Source organism: Mycobacterium sp. (genome assembly GCF_004298145.1).
GTDB lineage: Bacteria > Actinomycetota > Actinomycetes > Mycobacteriales > Mycobacteriaceae > Mycobacterium.
In genome coordinates, this window is record NZ_SCRH01000007.1 from 61,557 (window position 1) to 83,264 (window position 21,708).

At 69.3% G+C, this 21,708-nt stretch carries 20 protein-coding genes; 12 read left to right on the plus strand and 8 right to left on the minus strand.

What is annotated here, in order from left to right:
* Nucleotides 1–14 precede the first annotated feature (14 nt).
* A complete protein-coding gene (locus EPN51_RS02725) occupies nucleotides 15–434 on the minus strand; it encodes a cytochrome c oxidase subunit 4 (protein WP_293036096.1) in 420 nt (139 codons plus the stop codon).
* Nucleotides 435–447: 13 nt separating this feature from the next.
* On the minus strand, nucleotides 448–1,548 hold the full coding sequence (locus EPN51_RS02730; RefSeq protein WP_293036098.1) for a cytochrome c oxidase subunit II: 1,101 nt from the start codon (nucleotides 1,546–1,548) through the stop codon (nucleotides 448–450).
* Nucleotides 1,549–1,704: 156 nt separating this feature from the next.
* Here EPN51_RS02730 and asnB point away from each other — a divergent pair, with 156 nt between their 5' ends.
* Nucleotides 1,705–3,663 carry an asparagine synthase (glutamine-hydrolyzing) gene (gene asnB / locus EPN51_RS02735; protein WP_293036101.1) on the plus strand — a complete coding sequence of 653 codons (1,959 nt, stop codon included), beginning with the start codon at nucleotides 1,705–1,707 and terminating at the stop codon, nucleotides 3,661–3,663.
* Nucleotides 3,664–3,742: 79 nt separating this feature from the next.
* On the opposite strand, the gene EPN51_RS02740 is transcribed toward asnB, so the two are convergent.
* The gene (locus EPN51_RS02740; RefSeq protein WP_293036104.1) at nucleotides 3,743–4,717 is read right to left on the minus strand and encodes a carbohydrate kinase family protein; all 975 of its coding nucleotides are present in this window, start codon (nucleotides 4,715–4,717) and stop codon (nucleotides 3,743–3,745) included.
* 182 nt (nucleotides 4,718–4,899) lie between these two features.
* Here EPN51_RS02740 and EPN51_RS02745 point away from each other — a divergent pair, with 182 nt between their 5' ends.
* The gene (locus EPN51_RS02745; protein WP_293036106.1) at nucleotides 4,900–5,580 is read left to right on the plus strand and encodes a hypothetical protein; all 681 of its coding nucleotides are present in this window, start codon (nucleotides 4,900–4,902) and stop codon (nucleotides 5,578–5,580) included.
* Nucleotides 5,581–5,658: 78 nt separating this feature from the next.
* On the opposite strand, the gene EPN51_RS02750 is transcribed toward EPN51_RS02745, so the two are convergent.
* Nucleotides 5,659–6,015 (minus strand): iron-sulfur cluster assembly accessory protein, encoded by a 357-nt coding sequence (locus tag EPN51_RS02750; protein ID WP_293036109.1) that lies wholly within the window; start codon nucleotides 6,013–6,015, stop codon nucleotides 5,659–5,661.
* A 96-nt stretch (nucleotides 6,016–6,111) separates the two neighbouring features.
* Complete coding sequence (locus tag EPN51_RS02755) at nucleotides 6,112–7,188, minus strand: glycerate kinase (protein WP_293036275.1); 1,077 nt, start codon at nucleotides 7,186–7,188, stop codon at nucleotides 6,112–6,114.
* Nucleotides 7,189–7,430: 242 nt separating this feature from the next.
* On the opposite strand from EPN51_RS02755, the gene EPN51_RS02760 reads away from it, so the two are divergent.
* From EPN51_RS02760 to EPN51_RS02775, 4 genes are read left to right on the plus strand one after another with little or no spacing between them, the layout of a single operon-like run.
* Nucleotides 7,431–8,057 (plus strand): DUF3043 domain-containing protein, encoded by a 627-nt coding sequence (locus EPN51_RS02760; RefSeq protein WP_293036277.1) that lies wholly within the window; start codon nucleotides 7,431–7,433, stop codon nucleotides 8,055–8,057.
* 27 nt (nucleotides 8,058–8,084) lie between these two features.
* Nucleotides 8,085–8,621 (plus strand): bifunctional adenosylcobinamide kinase/adenosylcobinamide-phosphate guanylyltransferase, encoded by a 537-nt coding sequence (locus EPN51_RS02765; protein ID WP_293036112.1) that lies wholly within the window; start codon nucleotides 8,085–8,087, stop codon nucleotides 8,619–8,621.
* On the plus strand, nucleotides 8,618–9,682 hold the full coding sequence (gene cobT, locus EPN51_RS02770) for a nicotinate-nucleotide--dimethylbenzimidazole phosphoribosyltransferase (protein WP_293036280.1): 1,065 nt from the start codon (nucleotides 8,618–8,620) through the stop codon (nucleotides 9,680–9,682). Before EPN51_RS02765 ends, cobT begins: the two co-directional genes overlap by 4 nt.
* Nucleotides 9,679–10,449, plus strand: a complete 771-nt coding sequence (locus EPN51_RS02775; RefSeq protein ID WP_293036115.1) for an adenosylcobinamide-GDP ribazoletransferase — start codon at nucleotides 9,679–9,681, stop codon at nucleotides 10,447–10,449. Before cobT ends, EPN51_RS02775 begins: the two co-directional genes overlap by 4 nt.
* Before the next feature lie 110 nt (nucleotides 10,450–10,559).
* Here the strand turns inward: EPN51_RS02775 and EPN51_RS02780 are convergent, their stop codons facing one another.
* Together EPN51_RS02780 and gcvT are read right to left on the minus strand one after the other, a co-directional pair.
* Nucleotides 10,560–11,675 carry a branched-chain amino acid aminotransferase gene (locus EPN51_RS02780; protein ID WP_293036118.1) on the minus strand — a complete coding sequence of 372 codons (1,116 nt, stop codon included), beginning with the start codon at nucleotides 11,673–11,675 and terminating at the stop codon, nucleotides 10,560–10,562.
* A gap of 55 nt (nucleotides 11,676–11,730) precedes the next feature.
* Complete coding sequence (gene gcvT / locus EPN51_RS02785) at nucleotides 11,731–12,846, minus strand: glycine cleavage system aminomethyltransferase GcvT (protein ID WP_293036121.1); 1,116 nt, start codon at nucleotides 12,844–12,846, stop codon at nucleotides 11,731–11,733.
* Nucleotides 12,847–12,896: 50 nt separating this feature from the next.
* Between gcvT and EPN51_RS02790 the strand changes: the two genes are divergently transcribed.
* The gene (locus EPN51_RS02790; protein WP_293036124.1) at nucleotides 12,897–14,444 is read left to right on the plus strand and encodes a leucyl aminopeptidase; all 1,548 of its coding nucleotides are present in this window, start codon (nucleotides 12,897–12,899) and stop codon (nucleotides 14,442–14,444) included.
* Between the two features lie 255 nt (nucleotides 14,445–14,699).
* Nucleotides 14,700–15,044, plus strand: coding sequence for an aminopeptidase (locus EPN51_RS02795; protein ID WP_293036126.1), 345 nt, complete (start codon nucleotides 14,700–14,702; stop codon nucleotides 15,042–15,044).
* Between the two features lie 6 nt (nucleotides 15,045–15,050).
* Here EPN51_RS02795 and EPN51_RS02800 read toward each other — a convergent pair whose 3' ends face one another.
* A complete protein-coding gene (locus EPN51_RS02800) occupies nucleotides 15,051–16,829 on the minus strand; it encodes an SDR family oxidoreductase (protein WP_293036128.1) in 1,779 nt (592 codons plus the stop codon).
* A gap of 197 nt (nucleotides 16,830–17,026) precedes the next feature.
* Between EPN51_RS02800 and sucB the strand changes: the two genes are divergently transcribed.
* From sucB to lipA, 4 genes are all read left to right on the plus strand, one after another.
* Entirely contained in the window at nucleotides 17,027–18,802 is a 1,776-nt protein-coding gene (gene sucB, locus EPN51_RS02805) for a 2-oxoglutarate dehydrogenase, E2 component, dihydrolipoamide succinyltransferase (protein ID WP_293036131.1), read from the plus strand.
* A 14-nt stretch (nucleotides 18,803–18,816) separates the two neighbouring features.
* Nucleotides 18,817–19,740 carry a TIGR01777 family oxidoreductase gene (locus tag EPN51_RS02810; protein ID WP_293036134.1) on the plus strand — a complete coding sequence of 308 codons (924 nt, stop codon included), beginning with the start codon at nucleotides 18,817–18,819 and terminating at the stop codon, nucleotides 19,738–19,740.
* Between the two features lie 246 nt (nucleotides 19,741–19,986).
* A complete protein-coding gene (gene lipB, locus EPN51_RS02815) occupies nucleotides 19,987–20,733 on the plus strand; it encodes a lipoyl(octanoyl) transferase LipB (protein WP_293036137.1) in 747 nt (248 codons plus the stop codon).
* Nucleotides 20,734–20,743: 10 nt separating this feature from the next.
* Nucleotides 20,744–21,685 (plus strand): lipoyl synthase, encoded by a 942-nt coding sequence (gene lipA, locus EPN51_RS02820; RefSeq protein ID WP_293036139.1) that lies wholly within the window; start codon nucleotides 20,744–20,746, stop codon nucleotides 21,683–21,685.
* Nucleotides 21,686–21,708: the final 23 nt, after the last annotated feature.

The following is a 21,708-nucleotide window of genomic DNA, read 5'->3' on the forward strand; positions in this document are numbered from 1 at the left end:
CTTTATGCCGCGAATCAGTGCTTCTCAGGACCCAGGTAGTACTCGAAGACCAGTCCGGCCACCGACGTCAGGACGAACATCACGCCGGCGACAATCAGCCACGGCAGCCACAGCCCGATGCCCACCGCCACCACCGCGCCCGACAGCGCGATCAGGATCGGCCACCAGCTGTGCGGGCTGAAGAAGCCCAATTCCCCTGCTCCGTCGCTGATCTCAGCGCCTTCGTAGTCCTCAGGCCGGGTGTCGAGCCGCCGCGCGACGAACCGGAAGAAGGTGGCCACGATCAGCGCCAGGCCACCCGTCAGCGCCAGTGCGGTGGTACCCACCCACTCCTCACCGCCGGTGGCGAACAGCGCGGTCAAGATCCCGTAGAGCAGCGCAACCACAAAGAAAAACCCGGCGATGAACTCGAATAGCCTGGCTTCGATATGCATTTGGTGTCCTAACCTACTGGCTTAACTGACCGCGGCGGGTATCGAAGGGGTGCGTGGTCACCGCGGCCGGAGATTGGCCGATCGCCTGCAATGCCGCGGCGTTGCTCTTTCCGCCCATCCGCTGCTGCAGGTAGGCCTTGAAGTCGTTGGGCGACACCACGCGAACCTCGAAATTCATCATCGAGTGATAGGTGCCGCAGAACTCGGCGCAGTGGCCCACGAACGCCCCCGGCGTCTTGATCTCCTCGACCTGGAAGACGTGCACGGAGTTGTTCGCGTCCGCGTTCGGGATGACGTCGCGTTTGAACAGGAACTCCGGGACCCAGAACGAGTGGACGACGTCCGCGGACGCCAGATCGAATTCGATGCGCTTGCCGGCGGGCAGCACCAGCACCGGGATCTCGTCGCTGGTTCCCAGGGTCTCGACCTTGTCGAAGTTCAGGTAGGTACGGTCCGCCGTGTTGAGCCCGCGGATGGGCCCGACGAGCTCTTCGCCGTGGGCATCCTTACCTTCCGGCTTGGATGCCATCGATTTCTTTCGCGCCGGGTCCGCGCCTTCGTAGGTCAGCGTGCCGTCTTTGAAGGCGACGCGCTGATATCCGAACTTCCAGTTCCACTGGAAGGCCGTGACGTCGACCACGACTTCGGGATCCTTGGCGATGTGCAGCATCTTCTCCTGCACCACCACGGTGAAGTAGAACAGCACCGAGATGATGAGGAACGGCGTCACCGTGAGCGCCAGTTCCAGCGGCATGTTGTAGCCGAACTGACGGGGCAGCTCGGTGTCGGTCGCCTTTTTGCGGTGGAACGCCGACGACCAGAAGATCAGGCCGTACACGATGGCCCCGACGATCAGGGAGGCGATCACCGCGCCGATCCACAGCTCCCGATTGAGCTGCGCCTCAGGCGTGATGCCCCTCGGCCAGCCCAGGGCCAGCGCATCGGCCCAGCTGCTGCATCCGCTCAGGAGGATCGCCAGCACACCCAGCGTCACGGCCAGCGCCAGCGGCCGGAGACGACGGGAAAGCCCCGCGGGGCCCGTAGCGGCGTCAGAACGGCGCTGAAACCTACCCTGCGACAAAGGTTGCGAACGGTCCTGCTCGCGAGGGGTCACGTTGGCGCCTCCTGCTCGGATATCGAATACTACGCAGCGTAGACCACGCGCCCGGACCGGGCGACGAAACCCCGGCCCGCCAGTCCGCCCAACCTTTCGCGACGTGCCGGGTGCGACGTCCACCGGCGCCCCCGAAGTGCGGCATACTGGGGCGCCGTGTGTGGTCTGCTGGCGTTTGTTGCGGCCCCGGAGGCTGGGGATGAGGAGGCGGCCGCCGCCCGGGCCGACGATGCGATCGCGCGGGCATCGCATTCGATGCGCCACCGCGGGCCGGACGAGCCCGGCACATGGGTGGATCCGGATACCGACGGGTCTGTCGTTTTCGGCTTCAACCGGCTCTCCATCATCGACATCGCGCATTCGCATCAGCCGCTGCGCTGGGGGCCGCCGGAGGCGCCCGATCGCTACGTGCTGGTGTTCAACGGCGAGATCTACAACTACCTGGAGCTGCGCGACGAACTGGCCACCGGCCATGGCGCCGTCTTCGCCACCGACGGTGACGGCGAGGCCGTCGTCGCCGGCTATCACTACTGGGGTACCGATGTCTTGACGCGGCTGCGCGGCATGTTCGCCTTCGCGTTGTGGGACACCGTTACTCGCGAATTGTTTTGCGCCCGAGACCCTTTCGGTATCAAGCCACTGTTCATGGCGACCGGTACCGGTGGTACGGCCGTGGCCAGCGAGAAAAAGTGTCTGCTCGATTTGGCCGAGTTGATCGGATTCGACACGCGAATCGATGACCGGGCCGTGCAACACTACACCGTCTTGCAGTACGTGCCCGAGCCCGAGACGTTGCACCGCGGGGTGCGCCGGCTGGAATCGGGCTGCTACGCCCGGATCCGTCCCGACCGCCTGCAGCCGGAGGTGACCCGGTACTTCGTGCCGCGGTTCGCCGCCACCGCGATCACCCGCGGCACCGAACAGGCCCGCTACGACGAGATCACCGCGGTGCTCGAGGACTCGGTGGCCAAGCACATGCGCGCCGACGTGACGGTCGGGGCGTTCCTCTCCGGGGGAATCGACTCCACCGCCATCGCGGCGCTGGCGATCCGGCATAACCCGCGGCTGATCACGTTCACCACCGGTTTCGAGCGGGAGGGATTCTCCGAGATCGACGTCGCGGTGGCCTCGGCGGAGGCGATCGGCGCCCGCCACATCGCCAAGGTGGTCAAGCCGGACGAGTTCGTCGCCGCCCTGCCCGAGATCGTCTGGTACCTCGACGAGCCGGTTGCGGACCCCGCGCTGGTGCCGCTGTTCTTCGTGGCCCGCGAGGCCCGCAAGCACGTCAAGGTGGTGCTGTCCGGCGAGGGCGCCGACGAGTTGTTCGGCGGCTACACGATTTACCGGGAACCCTTGTCGCTGAAGCCTTTCGATTTTCTGCCGCGGCCGCTGCGGCGATCGATGGGCAAGGTGTCGCGGCCGCTGCCGGACGGGATGCGGGGCAAGAGCCTGCTCCACCGCGGGTCACTGACGCTCGAAGAGCGCTACTACGGCAACGCCCGCAGTTTTTCCGACGCCCAGCTGCGCGACGTGCTGCCCGGCTTCCGCCCGGAGTGGACCCACACCGACGTGACCGCGCCGCTGTACGCCGAATCGGCGGGCTGGGACCCGGTGGCCCGCATGCAGCACATCGACCTGTTCACCTGGTTGCGCGGCGACATCCTGGTCAAGGCCGACAAGATGACCATGGCCAACTCCCTGGAGCTACGGGTGCCGTTCCTGGATCCCGAGGTGTTCGCCGTGGCGTCCCGGTTGCCCGTCGAGGCCAAGATCACCCGTACGACCACGAAATACGCCTTGCGCCGCGCGCTGGAGCCGATCGTTCCCGCACACGTGCTGCACCGGCCCAAGCTCGGGTTCCCGGTGCCGATCCGGCATTGGCTACGCGCGGGCGAGCTGCTGGAGTGGGCCTACGCGATGGTGGCGTCGTCGCAGGCCGATCAGCTGGTCGACAAAAACGCGATACGCAGGATGCTCGACGAGCACCGCAACGGCGCCGGCGATCACAGCCGCCGGCTGTGGACGCTGCTGATCTTCATGCTCTGGCACGCGATCTTCGTCGAGCACAGCGTGGTGCCGCAGATCAGCGAGCCGCAGTACCCGGTGCAGCTCTAGCGGTTCCCTCGCGACCGTAACGTGGCTGCGATTTTCCGCCCGGACTTTCGCCGTGCCGTTACGCTCGCGGGCAAAAACCTCAGGCGAGCACCGCCGCGATCTCGGCGGCCGCCTCGTCGCCGTAGGCGCCGGCCAACCGGGTCCTGGCGACCTCGTGGTCCCACGCCCACTCCTGGGTTCCGGTCGACTCCAGCACCAGCACGGCGACCAGTGAGCCCAGCTGAGCCGAACGCTCGAGGTTCAGCCCGGCGCTGCGCCCGGTGAGGAATCCGGCCCGGAAGGCGTCGCCGACGCCGGTGGGGTCGGTCTGGCTGGTCTCGGGTACCACGCCGACGTGCGTGGTGGTCCCGTCGCGCTCGACGATGTCGACGCCTTTGGCGCCGAGCGTCGTCACCCGCAGGTCCACCTTCTTCTGCACATCGACCTCTGACCACCCGGTCTTGGAGAGCATCAGCTCCCACTCGTAGTCGTTGGTGAACAAGCAGGCCGCACCGTCGACCAGCTTGTCGATCTCTTCCCCGGACAGGCGGGGCAGCTGCTGGGACGGGTCGGCGGCAAACGGCAGGCCGAGCTTGCGGCACTCCTCGGTGTGCACCACCATCGCGTCCGGGTCGTTGGCCCCGATGATCACCAGGTCCGGCCTGCCCACGGACGACGCGACGTCGGCGAGCTTGATGTTGCGGGCCTCGGACATGGCGCCGGGATAGAAGGACGCGATCTGGGCCATGTCCAGGTCGGTGGTGCACACGAAACGCGCGGTGTGCGCGGCCTTGGAGATCAGCACGTGGTCGCAGTTCACGCCGTGGCGCTCCAGCCATTCGCGGTACTCGCCGAAATCGTCACCGGCCGCGCCGACCAGCGCCACGTCGCCGCCCAGCACACCGATGGCAAAGGCGATGTTGCCCGCCACGCCACCGCGGTGAATCACCAGGTCGTCGACCAGAAAGCTGAGGGACACCTTCTGCAGGTGCTCGGCCAGCAGGTGCTCGGAAAACCGGCCGGGGAACCGCATCAGATTGTCGGTCGCAATCGAACCTGTCACCGCGATCGTCACGAAATCTCCATCCTTCGTTAGTAAGGTCGTCTAGCTTACTCACGCGTCTCGACCATCGCTGCGTGCACGGTCGCGGCACGGTCTGCGCTAGCCTCCCTAGGGAACTCACCCACGCCGCCGGGATCACAATGCTCGGGCCACAACCCGCTTGCAGTCCCGTCTACCACCGTAGGAGAACCACGATGGCAGGCCCGCACTCGCCGAACCACGCTGTCGGCAGCGGCGGACCGAGCGGACATGAGCCCCCAGGCGGATCCCAGCCACTCGAGTTCCCCGACGACCGCAACGCCGGCGGCCTGGGCTTCACCCCAGCTCCCCAGGCGGGACCCCCTTCGGCCAATTATGCCGGGCCGCCACCGGCGCCGTACCCGCCGCCACGATCCAAGCGGCGGCTGATCGTCGGCGTCGCGCTGGCCATTGTGCTTGTCGCGGTGATGACCGTGGCCATCGTCTACGGGGTGCGCACCAACGGGGCCAATACCGGCACGACGTTCTCCGAGGGCGCGGCGAAGACGGCGATTCAGGGGTACCTGGACGCCCTCGAGCACCGCGACATCAACGAGATCGCCCGCAACGCGCTATGCGGCCTCTATGACGCCGTCCAGGACAAGCGAGCCGACCAGGCGTTGGCGAAGCTCAGCAGCGACGCATTCCGCAAACAGTTCTCCGAGGTCGAACTCACCTCGATCGACAAGATCGTGTACCTGTCGCAATACCAGGCTCAGGCGTTGTTCACCATGCGGGTGTCGCCGGTGAGCGGGGGGCCGATGCGCGGGCAGCTGCAGGGCATCGCACAGCTGCTTTTCCAGCGCGGCCAGATCATGGTGTGCTCGTACGTGCTGCGCACCGGGGGCTCGTACTGAGCTTCTCGTTCCGCGAGACTGCAACTGCCGACGGCCCTACTCGGGGAATGCGTCGCCAGTTGCCGTCTCGCGGTGAAATCAGTTGAACGAGTCGCCGCAGGCGCAAGACCCGCCGGCGTTGGGGTTGTCGATGGTGAAACCCTGCTTTTCGATGGAGTCCACGAAGTCGATGGACGCGCCTTCGACGTAGGGCGCGCTCATCCGGTCCACCCTGAGGCTCACGCCCCCGAACTCCGCGATCAGGTCACCATCCAGGACCCGGTCGTCGAAGAAGAGGTTGTAGCGCAGCCCAGCGCAGCCACCCGGCTGGACCGCGATGCGCAGGGCCAGGTCGTCGCGTCCCTCTTGGTCCAGCAGCGACTTTGCCTTGGTGGCGGCGGCCTCAGTCAACATCACGCTGTGGGTCTTGGTGTTCGACTCGTTTTGCACCGTCATTGCTTCTCCTACATGGCTCATTGTTGGTGGGCCCGATCAAGCCCCGATACCGCCGACTTGCGCCAAGGGGCCGGGACTGCCGGAAAGTCCACACTGTTAACGGTACCTTGCGGGCCCGCTATTCCCGAGTCGCGCCGCCACCACAGATGCGAGACCCATCAGCTGATTGGCCGCGTCGGCCTGCGCCAGCCGCACCGATCCGGCGTGCTCGGCAATGGATAACGCGGCCATGATGCCCGACGAACGCACCGTCGCGTTGTCCAAATCGACCTGTCCGGCCAGCACCACCACCGGGATCCCCCGGGGTCGGGCCGCGTCGGCCAGAAAGCCCACCACCTTGCCATGCAGGGATTGCTCGTCGAACCGGCCCTCACCGGTGACGATCAACTCCGCCGTGTCAAGGTCGTCGGACAGCCGGGTGTGTTCGGCGATGATCGCTGCTCCGGACTCACACCGCCCGCCCAGCGCCAGCAGCCCGGCGCCGATGCCGCCGGCGGCCCCCGCGCCCGGCTCGGCGCTCACGTCGCGTCCGGCGACCGCTTCCAAGATGAGCGCCCACGCCTGCAGCCGAACCTCCAGTGCCGCGACGGTGGCCGTGTCGGCGCCCTTCTGCGGCCCGAACACCCGGGCCGCTCCCCACGGACCCAACAGGGGGTATTCGGTGTCGGAGGCGGCGATCAGCTCCACGTTGCCCAGTTGGCGGCGCGCGGTGTCCAGGCCGCCCAACTCGGCGATCATGCCCTGCCCGCCGTCGGTGCACGCACTGCCGCCCAGTCCGACGACGATCCGCGTCGCCCCCACCCGAAGCGCCTCGGCGATCAGCTGCCCCACGCCCTTGCTGTGAGACGCCATGGCGGTCTCCGGGGTGGGTGGACCGCCGATCAGGGCCAGGCCACAGGCCTGGGCGCACTCCAGGTACGCGGTCGCCGAACCGCGGTCGAAGACCCATTCGGCTTCCACCATGGCTTTTAGCGGCCCCGACACCCGCAGTCGCCGCGTCTCCCCCAGCCGGCTGGCCAGCACCTCGACGAAGCCGGGCCCACCGTCGGACTGGGGCGCGACGATGAACCGGTCCCCCGGGCGCGACCGGGTCCAACCGGTCGCGATGGCGGCGGAGGCCTCGAGGGCCGACATGCTGTCGGCGTAGCAGTCCGGGGCCACCAGAACTTGCATCGCCGGTAGCTGAAGGCGGCCGGGTGCCAGGCCGGGGGCAGCATCATCCGAGGCCATCGACCCGTCCGTCCATCAAAGGCAGCCGTTCATCACGTGTAAGACTAGGGCCAGTGCGCTACTAACGCAGGTCTAATAGCAAGGCATTCCAGGCGAATTCCGGCGCGGGACATCCGCGAAGTAACCTGGCCACTGTGAAGCTGTTGGGCCGTAGGAAAGGCCAGGACCAGGACCTCGACGAAAGCATGGCTGCGTCGGCCGCATCCGATGTTGCTGCGGACGCCACAATGCGCCGGACCGGACCCAAGGGCCGCCCCACGCCCAAACGCAACGAGGCCCGGCGGACCGCGAAGAAGGGCCCCATCGCACCCGCACCGATGACCTCCTCCGAGGCGCGGGCCCGGCGCAAATCGCTGGCCGGCCCCAAGCTCAGCCGCGAGGAGCGCCGCGCCGACAAGACCGCCAACCGCGCGCGCATGTCGGATCGCCGGTCGCGCATGATGGCCGGCGAAGATGGCTACCTGCTGCCGCGCGACCAGGGCCCCATCCGGCGCTACGTGCGCGATGTGGTGGACTCCCGGCGCAATCTGCTGGGCCTGTTCATGCCGTCGACCCTGTTCTTGATGTTTGCCATGTTCGGCGTCCCCCAGCTGCAGCTCTGGGTGTCTCCGGCGATGCTGGCGCTGATGGCCGTGATGAGCGTCGACGGCCTCATCCTGGGCCGCAAAGTCAGCAAGCTGGTCGACGCGAAGTTCCCGAAGAACACCGAAAGCCGTTGGAAACTAGGACTTTACGCCGCCGGCCGGGCCTCCCAGATGCGGCGGCTGCGGGCGCCGCGGCCCCAGGTCAAGCATGGCGCCAGTGTCGAATAGCTCTCGCCTGAAAGCCCGCTGACGCCGGTGCGCACCCTGGTGCTCGGCGGGATCAGGTCGGGCAAGTCACGGTGGGCGGAGAAAACCATCGCCGCGGGCTTGCCGGCGGGCCGGCCGGTTCATTACCTGGCCCCCGGGCCGGCCGGTCACGACGACGCGGCCTGGGCGCATCGGGTCGCCGCGCATCGCCACCGTCGGCCCGCGCACTGGTCGACGATCGAAACCGAAGACATCGCAACCCAATTGCGCCGATCCCCGGACACCCCCACATTGGTCGACGATCTCGGCACCTGGCTGACCGGCGCCATGGACCGCGACAACGCGTGGGAGGGCGGCTCGGTGGCGGCTCCGGTTGAGGACGTGCTGGCCGCGGTCGGTGACTTCACCTCGACGCTGGTGCTCGTCAGCCCGGAAGTCGGGTTGACCGTCGTGCCGGCCACCGCCTCCGGGCGCCGGTTCGCCGACGAGCTCGGCGGCCTCAACCAGCGCCTGGCCCGGTTGTGTGATCGGGTGGTGCTGGTGGTGGCCGGGCAGGCGGTGCCGATCAAGCCGTCGGGGGCCTGATGGATTTCGCCCCCGTGTCCCCGCCCGATGCGGGCGTCGCGGCCGCCGCCCGCGCCCGCCAGGACACCCTCACCAAGCCGCGGGGCGCGCTGGGCCGCCTCGAGGACCTGTCGGTGTGGATCGCGTCGTGCCAGGGGCAATGCCCGCCGCGACAATTCGAGCGCGCCCGGGTGGTGGTGTTCGCCGGTGACCACGGCGTCGCCCGGTCGGGGGTGTCGGCTTACCCGCCGGAGGTGACCGCTCAGATGGTCGCCAACTTCGCCGCCGGCGGGGCCGCGATCAACGCGCTGGCCGGCATCGCCGGGGCGGGCGTGCGCGTCGCGGATCTGGCCGTCGACGCCGACCCGCTGACCGACCGGATCGGCGCCCACAAGGTGCGGCGCGGGAGCGGCGACATCACCGTGGGGGACGCGTTGAGCGACGAGGAGACCGCGCGGGCGCTCGCCGCCGGCGCGGCCATCGCCGACGAGGAGGTCGATGCCGGCGCCGACCTGCTGATCGCCGGCGACATGGGCATCGGAAATACCACGGCCGCAGCGGTTTTGGTGGCGGCGTTGACGAATGCAGAGCCGGTCGTGGTGGTGGGCTTCGGGACCGGGATCGATGACGCCGGGTGGGGACGCAAGACCGCCGCGGTGCGCGACGCCCTGTTTCGCGCGCGGCAGGTGCTGCCCGATCCGGTCGCACTGCTTCGCTGCGCCGGCGGCGCGGATCTGGCCGCGATGGCGGGTTTTTGCGCGCAGTCCGCGGTCCGGCGCACGCCGCTGCTGCTCGACGGCATGGCGGTGACGGCGGCGGCGCTGGTGGCTGAGCACCTGGCTCCCGGTGCCCGGATGTGGTGGCAGGCGGGTCACCGGTCCACCGAGCCGGGTCATGGGCTGGCGCTGACGGCGCTGGATTTGGAGCCGATTCTCGACCTGCGCATGCGGCTGGGTGAGGGAACCGGAGCGGCGTTGGCGCTGCCGGTCCTGCGTGCCGCGGTGGCGGCCCTGTCGTCGATGGCGACCTTCACCCAGGCCGGCGTGTCCCACCGCACCGACCAACCCCTTCCCCCGTTGTGATCCGTTCGCTGGCAACGGCTTTCGCATTCGGGACGGTACTGCCCGTCCCGGGCACCCGGACCGCACCGATGGGCCGCGGCGCCATGACGGCGCTGCCAGTGGTGGGCGCCGCCCTGGGGGCGTTGGCCGCGGCCGTGACCTGGGGTGGGGAGCTGGCCCTCGGCCGGTGCAGCCCGCTGCCCGGGCTGCTCGCGGTCACGGCGCTGCTGCTGGTGACGCGCGGCCTGCACGTCGACGGTGTCGCCGATACCGCCGACGGCCTGGGCTGCTACGGCTCGCGGCAGCGGGCGCTGGCGGTGATGCGGCAGGGATCGACCGGGCCGTTCGGGGTCGCCGCCGTCGTCGTGGTGGTGATGCTGCAGGCGCTGGCGTTCTCGGCGCTGGGCGCGGGGGCGGCGGGGTCCGCGGTGCACGGCGTCGTCGGGATTGCCGTGGCGGTCTTCGCCGGCCGGGTCGCCGCGGTGCTGGCCGCTCGCCGCTCGGTACCCGCGGCCGAGGGCAGCGCCCTGGGCGCCGCGGTCGCCGGAAGTCAGCCGACGGCGGTGGTGACGGCCTGGGTCGTGGTGTTGCTCGGCATTTCGCTGGGCGCCGGCCCGCGGCCGTGGCAGGGTCCGGTGGCCGTGCTGCTGGGACTGGGTTGTGGCGCGGTGCTGGTGCGGCACTGTGCGCGTCGGTTCGGCGGCATCACCGGCGACGTGCTGGGCGCCGCGATCGAGCTGACGACGACGGTGTGTGCGGTGGCGCTCGCGGGTCTGGCTCGGTTCTAGCGCGCCTCGAACGTGACTCGAATTCGGTTCTAGCGCGCCTCGAACGTGACTGTGCAGTCACGTTCGCCGACCACCGTGACTGCAGCGTCACGTTGACGACAAAGACGCGCTCAGCCCAGCCGGGCCATCCAGCCGTGGGTGTCGGCGAAGGTGCCCCGCTGGATCCCGGTCAGCGTGTCGCGCAACGCCATCGTCACTTCGCCGGGTTGGCCATCGGCGATGGTGAACTCGCTGTCTCCGTACTTCACGTGCGAGACCGGCGTGATGACCGCGGCGGTGCCGCAGGCGAACACCTCGGTGATCTCGCCGGCGGCGGCCTTCTTCTGCCACTCGCCGATGTCGATCTTGCGTTCCTCGACGGAGAACCCGGCATCAATAGCCAACTGCAGCAAGGAATTCCGCGTGATCCCGGGCAGCAGCGAGCCGGACAGCTCCGGGGTGACCAGCCGCGCCGATCCCCCGCTGCCGAACACGAAGAAAATGTTCATCCCGCCCATCTCTTCGACGAAGCGTCGCTCGACGGCGTCCAGCCACACCACCTGGTCGCAATCGTTGGCCGCGGCTTCGGCCTGGGCGGACAGCGAGGCCGCGTAGTTGCCGCCGAACTTCGCCGCGCCGGTGCCGCCGGGGCTGGCCCGCACGTACTCCGTCGACACCCAGACCGTGACGGGGCTGATGCCGCCCTTGAAATACGCCCCGGCCGGGGAGGCGATCAGCAGGTAGCGGTACCGCTTGGAGGGCCGCACACCCAGTCCGGGCTCGGTGGCGATGACGAACGGGCGCAGATACAGCGCCTCTTCCCCGCCGGCGGCCGGGACCCACGCGTTGTCGACCGCGATGAGCTGGCGCAGCGATTCCATGAACAGCTCTTCGGGCAGTTCCGGAATCGCCAGCCGCCGCGCGGACGACTGCAACCGCGCGGCATTGGCCTCGGCGCGAAACGACACGATGGAGCCGTCGGCCCAGCGGTAAGCCTTGAGCCCTTCGAAGATTTCCTGCGCGTAGTGCAGCACGATCGCCGACGGGTCGAGCTCGATCGGGCCGTACGGGATGACGCGCGCGTCGTGCCAGCCCTGACCCGCGGCGGTCTCGTCGTAATCGACCGACACCATGTGGTCGGTGAAGTATCTGCCGAAACCCGGCTCGGCCAGGATGGTTTCGCGTTCGGTGTCGGTCGCCGGATTTGTCGAGCGCGAAACCGTGAACTCGAGGGAGCCACTGGTCATGCGCTGATTGTATATCCGCCTGCCGAATCGGATTTCGCCCGCGCGAGCGGCGCGGCTAGCGGGTTTTCACTGAGACGAAGGGCGGGCGCACGACTTCGCAGGCGGCGGGACGACCGCGGACGTCGACGGTGATTTCCTGGCCGTCCTCGACTCCGGCGTCGGTGTCGATCAGCGCCAGCGCGATGCCGGCCTGCAGCGTCGGGGAGAAGGTGCCCGAGGTGGTCACGCCGACCGGGGTGTCGCCGGCGAGCACCGTCTGCCCCGCGCGCAGCACGCCGCGGCCGAGCATCCGCAGCCCGCGCAGCAGTCGCCGCGGGCCCGCCTCCTTCTCGGCCAACAGGGCGTCGCGGCCGAAGAACGAATCCTTCTTCCAGCCGATAGCCCAGCCGCAGCGGGCCTGCAGCGGGGAAATGTCGAGCGACAGTTCGTGGCCGTGCAACGGATAGCCCATCTCGGTGCGCAGCGTGTCGCGGGCGCCCAGTCCGGCCGGCTCGCCGCCGGCCGCGCTGACCGCCGCGGCCAGGGCGTCGAACACCACACCGGCGGATTCCCACGGCGGCAGCAGTTCGTAGCCGTGCTCGCCGGTGTAGCCGGTGCGGCAGACCCGCACCGGCACTTGCGCGAACTCGGTGTCGGCGTAGGCCATGTAATCCATGTCGGTGGGCAGGCCCAGCTCGCCGAGCACGTCGGCCGATCGCGGGCCCTGCACGGCCAGCACCGCATAGGAGCGATGCAGGTTGGTGATGCTCAGCCCGGACGGGGCATCGCTGGTCTGGAAGGCCTGCAGCGCCGCGACGACGGCGGCGGTGTTGGCGGCGTTGGGCACCAGAAAGACCTCGTCGTCGTCGACGTAGTAGGCGATCAGGTCGTCGACGACGCCACCGGATTCGGTGCAGCACAGGGTGTATTGCGCCTTGCCCGGCCCGATGCGGTTCAGGTCGTTGGTGAACGCGGAGTTGACGAACCGCGCCGCCCCCGGCCCGCGGACCAGCGCCTTGCCCAGGTGGCTGACGTCGAACAGGCCGACCGCGTTGCGCGTCGCGTTATGTTCGCTGACCGTGCCCGCATACGACACCGGCATCAGCCAGCCGCCGAACTCGGCGAAACTGGCACCCAAGTCGCGGTGACGGTCTTCTAACGGTCCGTGCAGAAGATCGGCTTCGTTGCTCACGGCTCTTCACCCTAATCAGCCGCGACCCGTGGCCCGTTAGGGTGATGCGGATGAGCACACAACCCGGTTACGCCACCCCCGCTGTCAGTGTCGCCTCCTCGCTGCCCCGGCGCGCCGCGGCGTCCACCGTGCTGATCGTGCCCGTCGTCTCGACCGGCGACGACGACAAGCCCGGCGCTGCCGTCGTGTCGGCCGAACCGTTCCTGTCCTCGGATGCGATCGCCGAGATCGAAGCCGGCCTGCGCGCGCTGGAGGCCACCGGCGGCGTCGACCAGGTGCACCGGCTGGTGGTGCCGTCGCTGCCGGTGTCCAGCGTGCTGACGATCGGTCTGGGCAAGCCGCGACCCGAGTGGCCGGCCGACACGATCCGTCGCGCCGCCGGGGTGGCGGCGCGCTCGCTCGGCACCACCGAGGGCGTGATCACCTCCCTGGCCGAGCTGCCCGGTGAGGACGTCGCCTCCGCGGCCGTCGAGGGCCTGATCCTGGGCAGCTACCGCTTCACCGACTTCCGCAGCGCCAAGACGGCACCCAAAGACAAAGGGCTGGACAAGATCACGGTCCTCGCGACCGCGAAGGACGCCAAGAAGGACGCCGCGCACGGCGCGGCCGTCGCGACCGCGGTCGCCACCGCCCGCGACCTCGTCAACACCCCGCCGAGCCACCTGTTCCCCAATGAATTCGCCACGCGCGCAAGGGCTTTGGGTGAGTCCGTGGGCCTCGAGGTCGAGGTGCTCGACGACAAGGCGCTGCAGAAGGCCGGCTACGGCGGGATCATCGGCGTCGGCCAGGGCTCGTCGCGTCCGCCGCGGCTGGTGCGGTTGACCCACCGGGGTTCGAAGCTGGCCAAGAGATCCAAGCAGGCCAAGCGGGTGGCCCTGGTCGGCAAGGGCGTCACGTTCGACACCGGCGGCATCTCGATCAAGCCGGCGGCGTCCATGCATCACATGACCTCGGACATGGGTGGGGCCGCCGCGGTGATCGCGACCGTCGCACTGGCCGCGCAGCTGAAGTTGCCGATCGACGTGATCGCCACCGTGCCGATGGCCGAGAACATGCCGTCGGCGACGGCGCAGCGCCCCGGCGACGTGCTGACGCAATACGGCGGCATCACCGTCGAGGTGCAGAACACCGACGCCGAGGGCCGGCTCATCCTGGCCGACGCCATCGTCCGCGCGTGCGAGGACAACCCGGATTACCTGATCGAGACGTCCACGCTGACCGGCGCGCAGACGGTGGCGCTGGGCAGCCGGATTCCGGGGGTGATGGGCACCGACGACTTCCGCGACCGGGTCGCCGCGATCTCGCAGCGGGTCGGCGAGAACGGTTGGCCGATGCCGCTACCCGACGAACTCAAGGAAGACCTGAAGTCCACGGTGGCCGACCTGTCGAACATCAGCGGGCAGCGCTTCGCCGGCATGCTGGTCGCGGGGGTGTTCCTGCGCGAGTTCGTCGCGGACGGCGTGAGCTGGGCGCACATCGACGTGGCCGGCCCGGCCTACAACACCGGCAGCCCGTGGGGATACTCGCCCAAGGGCGCCACCGGCGTACCGACCCGCACCATGTTCGCGGTGCTGGAAGACATCGCCGAAAAAGGCTAGTTACGTTCTGCGTCCGACGATGCGCGCGAACTACTTTGTCAGCAACGAAAACACGGCCTGCCGCACCTTGCGGCGCGGCCAGCCGGTGACCCCGTCGGCGGCCCGCGCGTCGCAGTGATCACCACAGGTCCTTTCCCGCTCGGCTACCGGGGCGGGATACCCGCGAACCGGGCGCTGTATCCGTCTGCGTTTACCGGCAGTGTGCCGCGGCTAATCTCCCTAGCGGTCGAAATCCCGGCGGCGAAAGGCGAAAACATGACGGCACGGCGGTTGATCATCGGCGTGGGCGCCGTGCTGTTACTGGCCGGGGTCATCGGTCTGCTGGCGCCGGTGTCGGTGTCGGACGGCAATGGTCACTCGATCGGGTGCGGGAACGCGGTGGCGACCGATCTGTCCGCGGCCAGAAGCGCGAACAACAGCAGCGTGGCGAACATCCCGATCCTCAACCAGATCGTTCCGCACACCGACTATGTCGCACTGTGCCAGTCCTCGGTGGGTGGCCGGCGGGCATGGGCCATCCCGCTGGCCGTCCTCGGGATCATCGCGATCGGCGCGACGTTGCTGACGGGGCGCCGCGGGTCGGCGGCGCCGGGCGCCTAGCCCGCCTCAGATCACCCGCATCCGCGCGGCGTTACGCAATCCCTGGGGTGCCAGACGCGAAAGTCCGTACAGCGCATAGGCTTCCGGCGCGACCGGGCGAATCGGTTTCTTCTTCTTGACCGATGACAGGATCGCGTCGGCGACCTTGTCGGGACCGTAGCGCCGGAGCGCGAACATCTTGCCCAGCTGCCCGCGGCGGCCGTCGACGGCGTCGCCTTGCTTGCCCGCGGGCACGTCGAATCTGGTGGTGTTGATGATGTTCGTGTCGATGACGCCGGGGCAGATCGTGGTCAGCCCCACGCCGGCGGCGTCGAGTTCGGCACGCAGGCAGTCCGAGAACATGTAGCTCGCCGCCTTGGACGTGCAGTAGGCGTTCAGCGACTGCAGCGGGGCGTAGGCGGCCATCGACGACACGTTGACGATGTAGCCGCCGGCCCCGCGCTCCACCAGCCGCCGCCCGAACGACCGGCATCCGTTCACCACACCGCCCAGGTTGACGTCGAGCACCCGGTCGAACTGCTCGGCCGGGGTGTCCAGGAATCCCCCCGCCTGCCCGATGCCGGCGTTGTTGACGACGATGTCGGGCACGCCGTGCTCGGCGCTGACCCGCTCGGCGAACGCCTCCACCGCCTGCGCATCCGACACGTCGAGCACATAGGCGTGGGCGACGCCGCCCCGGGTGGCGATCTCGGCGGCGGTGGCCTTGACGGCCGCTTCGTCGATATCGCTGATGACCAGCTCGGCGCCTTCCCGCGCGAACGCGAACGCGGTCTCGCGGCCGATCCCACTGCCGGCGCCGGTGACCGACACCAGGGTGTCGCCGAACGACCCGCGGGGGCGTCCCACTTGCGCGCGCAGCAGCGCGCGGCTGGGCGCTTTGCCCTCGGCCAGGTCGGCGAAGTCGTGCACCGCCGCCGCCATCACCTGCGGGTGCGACATCGGCGAGAAATGACCGGCCGCGATGTCGCGGCGCCACAGCCGCGGCACGAACCGCGGGGTGTGGTCGTAGCCGTACGGCCGCACATACTTGTCTTTGGTGTTCACGATCAGCTGCACCGGCACGTCGATGACCGCGACGCCCTGCTTGCGCCCGGAGAATGAGCGAAAGTAGTTGGCGGGATAGGTTTTCACCGACTGGGCGGCGTCTCTCGCGAGCTTGTCGGAATGATGGATCTGCTCTACCGGAATGTTGTCGACCGCGTTGCGCCGCAGCGCCGGGATCGACAGGGTCAGCCGCAGGAACAACGGGGCGAGCACCGGGATCGAGAACAGCAGCATGTAGGTGAACCGCAGCGCCTGGCTGATCGCCCGGACGAAGGTGCGGGGACGCCAGGGTGCCCGCAGGCCGCTGAAGATATAGTCGACCAGCTGGTCTTGACTGGGTCCGGACACCGATGTGAACGTGGCGACCCGGTCGTCGGCCCCGGGGCGCTTGAGATAGTGCCACACGCCCACCGAGCCCCAGTCGTGGGCCAGCACGTGCACGGGCCGGCCCGGGCACAGCTCGCCGGTCACCGCGGCGAAGTCGTCGGCGAAGCGGTCCATGCTGTAGGCCGACACCGGCTTGGGCACCGAGGACTCACCGACGCCGCGGTTGTCGTAGCGGATGATCCGGAACCGCTCGGCCAGCAGCGGAACGACCCCGTCCCACAGCACGTGGGAGTCGGGAAAGCCGTGCACCAGCACCACCGCGGGGCCCTCCGGGTTGCCCTCCTCATAGACCGCGATGCGCGCGCCGTCCGCGCTGTCGACGAAATGCTGGGGTAACTGTTGTGATGGCGGCATCGGACCTCCCCGCTCTGGCTGCAGTGGCCACACCGTAGCAAGCGTGATCGGGGTCACCCGGCCAGCGCGCGGTATCTGCCCTGGATGTGTGCCGACGAAGCCGCAGTGACAGGATAGTTTTGGATTGCTGCTTCGCCTTCCGCAAAGCGCGCTGAACCACCCGCCCCGACCCACGAGCGATCGAGGAGTCAAAAACGATGGCCTTCTCCGTCCAGATGCCGGCACTCGGTGAGAGCGTCACCGAGGGGACGGTCACCCGCTGGCTCAAGCAGGAGGGTGACACGGTTGAACTCGACGAGCCGCTCGTCGAGGTGTCGACCGACAAGGTCGACACCGAAATCCCGTCGCCGGCCGCGGGGGTGCTGACCAAGATCGTCGCCCGGGAAGATGACACCGTCGAGGTGGGCGGCGAGCTGGCCGTCATCGGCGACGCTGCGGAGGGCGGCGGATCGCAGGCGCCCAGCGAGCCCGAGCCGCAGGCACAGGCCGCGCCCCCCGCCCAGCCCCAGCCCCAGGCGCAGCCCGAGCCGGCGCCGCAGCCCCCCGCCGCGGCCCAGCCGGCGCCGCAGCCCGCCCAGCGGAGCTCCGGTGGCGGTGACGCGACCCCGGTGGTGATGCCCGAACTCGGCGAGTCGGTCACCGAGGGCACGGTGACCCGCTGGCTCAAGAAGGTCGGCGATTCGGTCCAGGTCGACGACGCGCTGGTCGAGGTGTCCACCGACAAGGTCGACACCGAGATCCCGTCGCCGGTGGCCGGTGTGCTGATCAGCATCACCGCCGAGGAAGACGCCACCGTGCCCGTCGGCGGCGAGTTGGCCCGCATCGGCAGCGGTTCCGAGGCTGCCGCCCCCGCCCCGGCCGCCCCCCAGCCACCGCCGGCGCCCAAAGCCGAACCCAAACCCGAACCGGCGCCGCAGCCGAAGCCCGAACCCACCCCGACCCTGGCACCGCAGCCGAAGGCTCAACCGGAGCCGCAACCTCAACCGGCGCCGACCCAGGCGGCAGACACGAGCACCGACGGGACGCCCTATGTCACGCCGCTGGTGCGAAAACTGGCCGCCGAGAACAACATTGACCTGACCTCGGTCACCGGCACCGGGGTGGGCGGTCGCATCCGCAAGCAAGACGTGCTGGCCGCCGCCGAGCGCAAGCAGCAGGCCGACAAGGCCCCCCCGGCCGCGCCGACCCCCGCGGCCGCCGAGGGCCGCAAGGCGGCTCCCGCGCCCACCCCGGCGCCGGCGCTGGCGAACCTGCGGGGCACCACCCAGCGGGCCAGCCGGATCCGCCAGATCACGGCCAACAAGACTCGCGAATCCCTGCAGGCCACAGCCCAACTCACCCAGACCCACGAGGTCGACATGACGAAGCTGGTCGGGTTGCGGGCCAGGGCCAAGGCGGCGTTCGCCGAGCGGGAAGGCGTGAACCTGACCTTCTTGCCGTTCATCGCCCGGGCGGTGATCGACGCCCTCAAGATCCACCCGAACGTGAACGCGAGCTACAACGAGGAAACCAAGGAGATCACCTACTACGACGCAGAGCACCTCGGCATCGCGGTCGACACCGAACAGGGCCTGCTCTCCCCCGTCGTGCATAACGCCGGCGACCTGTCGCTGGCCGGGCTGGCCAGGGCGATCGCCGACATCGCCGCGCGCGCCCGGTCGGGCAACCTGAGGCCCGACGAGCTGTCCGGCGGCACCTTCACGATCACCAACATCGGCAGCCAGGGCGCGCTGTTTGACACCCCGATCCTGGTTCCGCCGCAGGCCGCCATGCTGGGCACCGGCGCGATCGTCAAACGCCCCCGGGTGATCGTCGACGAGTTCGGCAACGAATCGATCGGTGTCCGCTCGATTTGCTACCTCCCGCTGACCTATGACCACCGGCTCATCGATGGCGCGGACGCCGGGCGCTTCCTGACCACCATCAAGCACCGGCTCGAAGAGGGAGCGTTCGAGGCCGACCTCGGGCTCTGAGAAGGACGGCAAAGGTGGCTCGCTCTGGTCAGAAGTCTGTCGTCGCGATCGCGGGGTCGTCCGGCCTGATCGGATCCGCCCTCGCCGCGGCTCTGCGTGCCGCCGATCATCGGGTGCTGCGCATTGTGCGCCGGGCACCGGCGAACGGCGACGAGGTGCACTGGAATCCCGAGACCGGCGATCTCGATCCCGACACGCTGAACGACGTCGACGCCGTCATCAACCTGTGCGGTGTCAACATCGGCCAGCACCGGTGGTCGGGCGCCTTCAAGCAGTGCCTGCGGGACAGCCGCATCGCCCCCACCGAAGTCCTGGCGCACGCGGTCGCCGACGCCGGCGTGGGAACCCTGATCAATGCCAGCGCGGTGGGCTTCTACGGAAACACCAAAGACCGCGTGGTCGACGAAAACGACCGTGCCGGAAGCGGTTTCCTGGCCCGGCTGTGTGAAGACTGGGAAGCCGCCACGCTGCCGGCCCAATACGGCGGCGCCCGGGTGGTGCTGGCCCGCACCGGACTGGTGCTCTCCCCCGCGGGTGGTGCCTTGGGGCGGATGCGGCCGCTGTTCCGGACGGGCCTCGGGGCGCGGCTGGGCAGTGGGCGGCAATACATGTCGTGGATCACGCTGGAAGACGAAGTGCGAGCGCTGCTGTTCGCGATTTCGAACCCCGCGCTGTCCGGCCCGGTGAACATGACCGGGCCCGCGCCGGTGACCAACGCCGAATTCACCACCGCGTTCGGGCGCGCGGTCAACCGCCCGACGCCGTTGATGCTGCCCGCTTTCGCCGTCCGGGCCGCGCTGGGGGAGTTCGCCGACCAAGGACTGCTGACGGGGCAGCGCGCCATCCCGTCGGCGCTGGAGCGGGCCGGTTTTGTGTTCCACCACAACACCATTGGCGAGGCGCTCGGCTACGCCACCGCCCGGCGCGAGCACGACTAGTGGCGATCGCCACCCTCGGGACTGTGGCGATCGCCAGCGCGGCGCAGCCGGGCGCAGCGGGTCGCCACCATCGGGCCCGTGGCGATCGCCAGCGCGGCGCAGCCGGGCGCAGCGGGTCGCCACCATCGGGCCCGTGGCGATCGCCAGCGCGGCGCAGCCGGGCGCAGCGGGTCGCCACCATCGGGCCCGTGGCGACCGCAGCACCGGATTGGGCCCGGCGCTCGCAGGTCGAGTACCGTCGCGAACGTGATCGATTCCATCCGGTCGAGCCGGTCCTTGATCGATGTCCGCCAGCTCGGAACCGTCGACTACCGCCTGGCCTGGCAGCAGCAGCGCGACCTGGCCGACGCCCGGGTGGCCGGGGGCAGGGACACGTTGCTGTTGCTGGAGCACCCGGCGGTGTTCACCGCGGGTCGACGCACCGAGCCGCACGAGCGGCCGGTAAGGGGCGCGGGCGACGCAGATGTCATAGACACCGACCGCGGCGGCAAGATCACCTGGCACGGTCCCGGCCAGCTGGTCGGGTATCCGATCATCGGCCTGGTCGAACCGCTCGACGTGGTCAACTACGTGCGGCGGCTGGAGGAAGCGCTGATCAAGGTCTGCGCCGATCTGGGCCTGGACACGATCCGAGTCCAGGGCCGGTCCGGGGTGTGGGTCCCGGGCACCGACGGCCGACCCGACCGCAAGGTCGCGGCCATCGGCGTGCGGGTGTCGCGCGCGACCACCCTGCACGGGTTCGCGCTCAACTGTGATTGTGATCTCAACGCCTTCAGCGCCATCGTGCCGTGCGGCATCAACGACGCCGGGGTGACGTCGTTGTCGGCTGAGCTGCGCCGCCCTGTGAGCACGGACGACATTCGGACCACCGTCGCCGACGCCGTCTGCGATGCCTTGGACGGGATCCTGCCGGTTCGAATGACTTGCCAGGCTCCCGATCCCGCCGTTCCGGCGGGCATCGTCGCCGGGCCGAGCACCCCGTCGCGCGCGTAACATCAGCGATGTGACTGTCGCACCCGAGGGACGCAAGCTGCTGCGCGTGGAAGTGCGCAATGCCGAGACCCCGATCGAGCGCAAGCCGCCGTGGATCAAGGTGCAGGCCCGGATGGGGCCCGAATACACCAAGCTCAAGAGCCTGGTCCGGCGCGAGGGGCTGCACACGGTCTGCGAGGAGGCCGGCTGCCCCAACATCTTCGAATGCTGGGAGGACCGCGAGGCCACCTTCCTGATCGGCGGCGACCAGTGCACCCGCCGGTGCGACTTCTGCCAGATCGGCACCGGAAAGCCCACGATGCTGGACCGCGACGAGCCCCGGCGGGTGGCCGACAGTGTGCACACGATGGGGCTGCGCTACGCCACGGTCACCGGGGTGGCCCGCGACGACCTGCCCGACGGCGGCGCCTGGCTGTACGCGGAGACGGTGCGCGCCATCAAGGAGCTCAACCCGTCGACCGGTGTCGAGCTGTTGATCCCCGACTTCAACGGCGAGCCCGACCGGCTTGCCGAGGTGTTCGAGTCACGCCCGGAAGTGTTGGCGCACAACGTCGAAACCGTGCCACGCATCTTCAAGCGCATCCGGCCCGCCTTCACCTACCAGCGCAGCCTGGACGTGCTCACCGCGGCGCGCGACTTCGGGCTGGTCACCAAGAGCAACCTCATCCTCGGCCTGGGCGAAACCCCCGACGAGGTGCGCACCGCCCTGGCGGACCTGCGTAGCGCCGGCTGCGAGCTCATCACCATCACGCAGTACCTGCGCCCGTCGGCACGTCACCACCCGGTCGAGCGCTGGGTGAAGCCGGAGGAATTCGTCGAGTTCGCGCAGCACGCCGAGCAGCTCGGCTTCTCCGGGGTGATGGCCGGACCGCTGGTGCGCTCGTCGTATCGTGCGGGACGGCTCTACCAGCAAGCCGCCGCTGCCCGCGCCCGGGATGCCGCGGCGCGGTAGTCACCGCGGCCCTACGTATTCTT

Coding starts and splice junctions, on each gene's coding strand:
- EPN51_RS02725 (WP_293036096.1), bottom strand. CDS start 434: ATGCATATCGAAGCCAGGCTATTCGAGTTCATCGCCGGGTTTTTCTTT.
- EPN51_RS02745 (WP_293036106.1), top strand. CDS start 4,900: ATGGCAGGCCCGCACTCGCCGAACCACGCTGTCGGCAGCGGCGGACCG.
- EPN51_RS02750 (WP_293036109.1), bottom strand. CDS start 6,015: ATGACGGTGCAAAACGAGTCGAACACCAAGACCCACAGCGTGATGTTG.
- EPN51_RS02755 (WP_293036275.1), bottom strand. CDS start 7,188: ATGCAAGTTCTGGTGGCCCCGGACTGCTACGCCGACAGCATGTCGGCC.
- EPN51_RS02760 (WP_293036277.1), top strand. CDS start 7,431: ATGGCTGCGTCGGCCGCATCCGATGTTGCTGCGGACGCCACAATGCGC.
- EPN51_RS02780 (WP_293036118.1), bottom strand. CDS start 11,675: ATGACCAGTGGCTCCCTCGAGTTCACGGTTTCGCGCTCGACAAATCCG.
- EPN51_RS02790 (WP_293036124.1), top strand. CDS start 12,897: ATGAGCACACAACCCGGTTACGCCACCCCCGCTGTCAGTGTCGCCTCC.
- EPN51_RS02795 (WP_293036126.1), top strand. CDS start 14,700: ATGACGGCACGGCGGTTGATCATCGGCGTGGGCGCCGTGCTGTTACTG.
- EPN51_RS02800 (WP_293036128.1), bottom strand. CDS start 16,829: ATGCCGCCATCACAACAGTTACCCCAGCATTTCGTCGACAGCGCGGAC.
- sucB (WP_293036131.1), top strand. CDS start 17,027: ATGGCCTTCTCCGTCCAGATGCCGGCACTCGGTGAGAGCGTCACCGAG.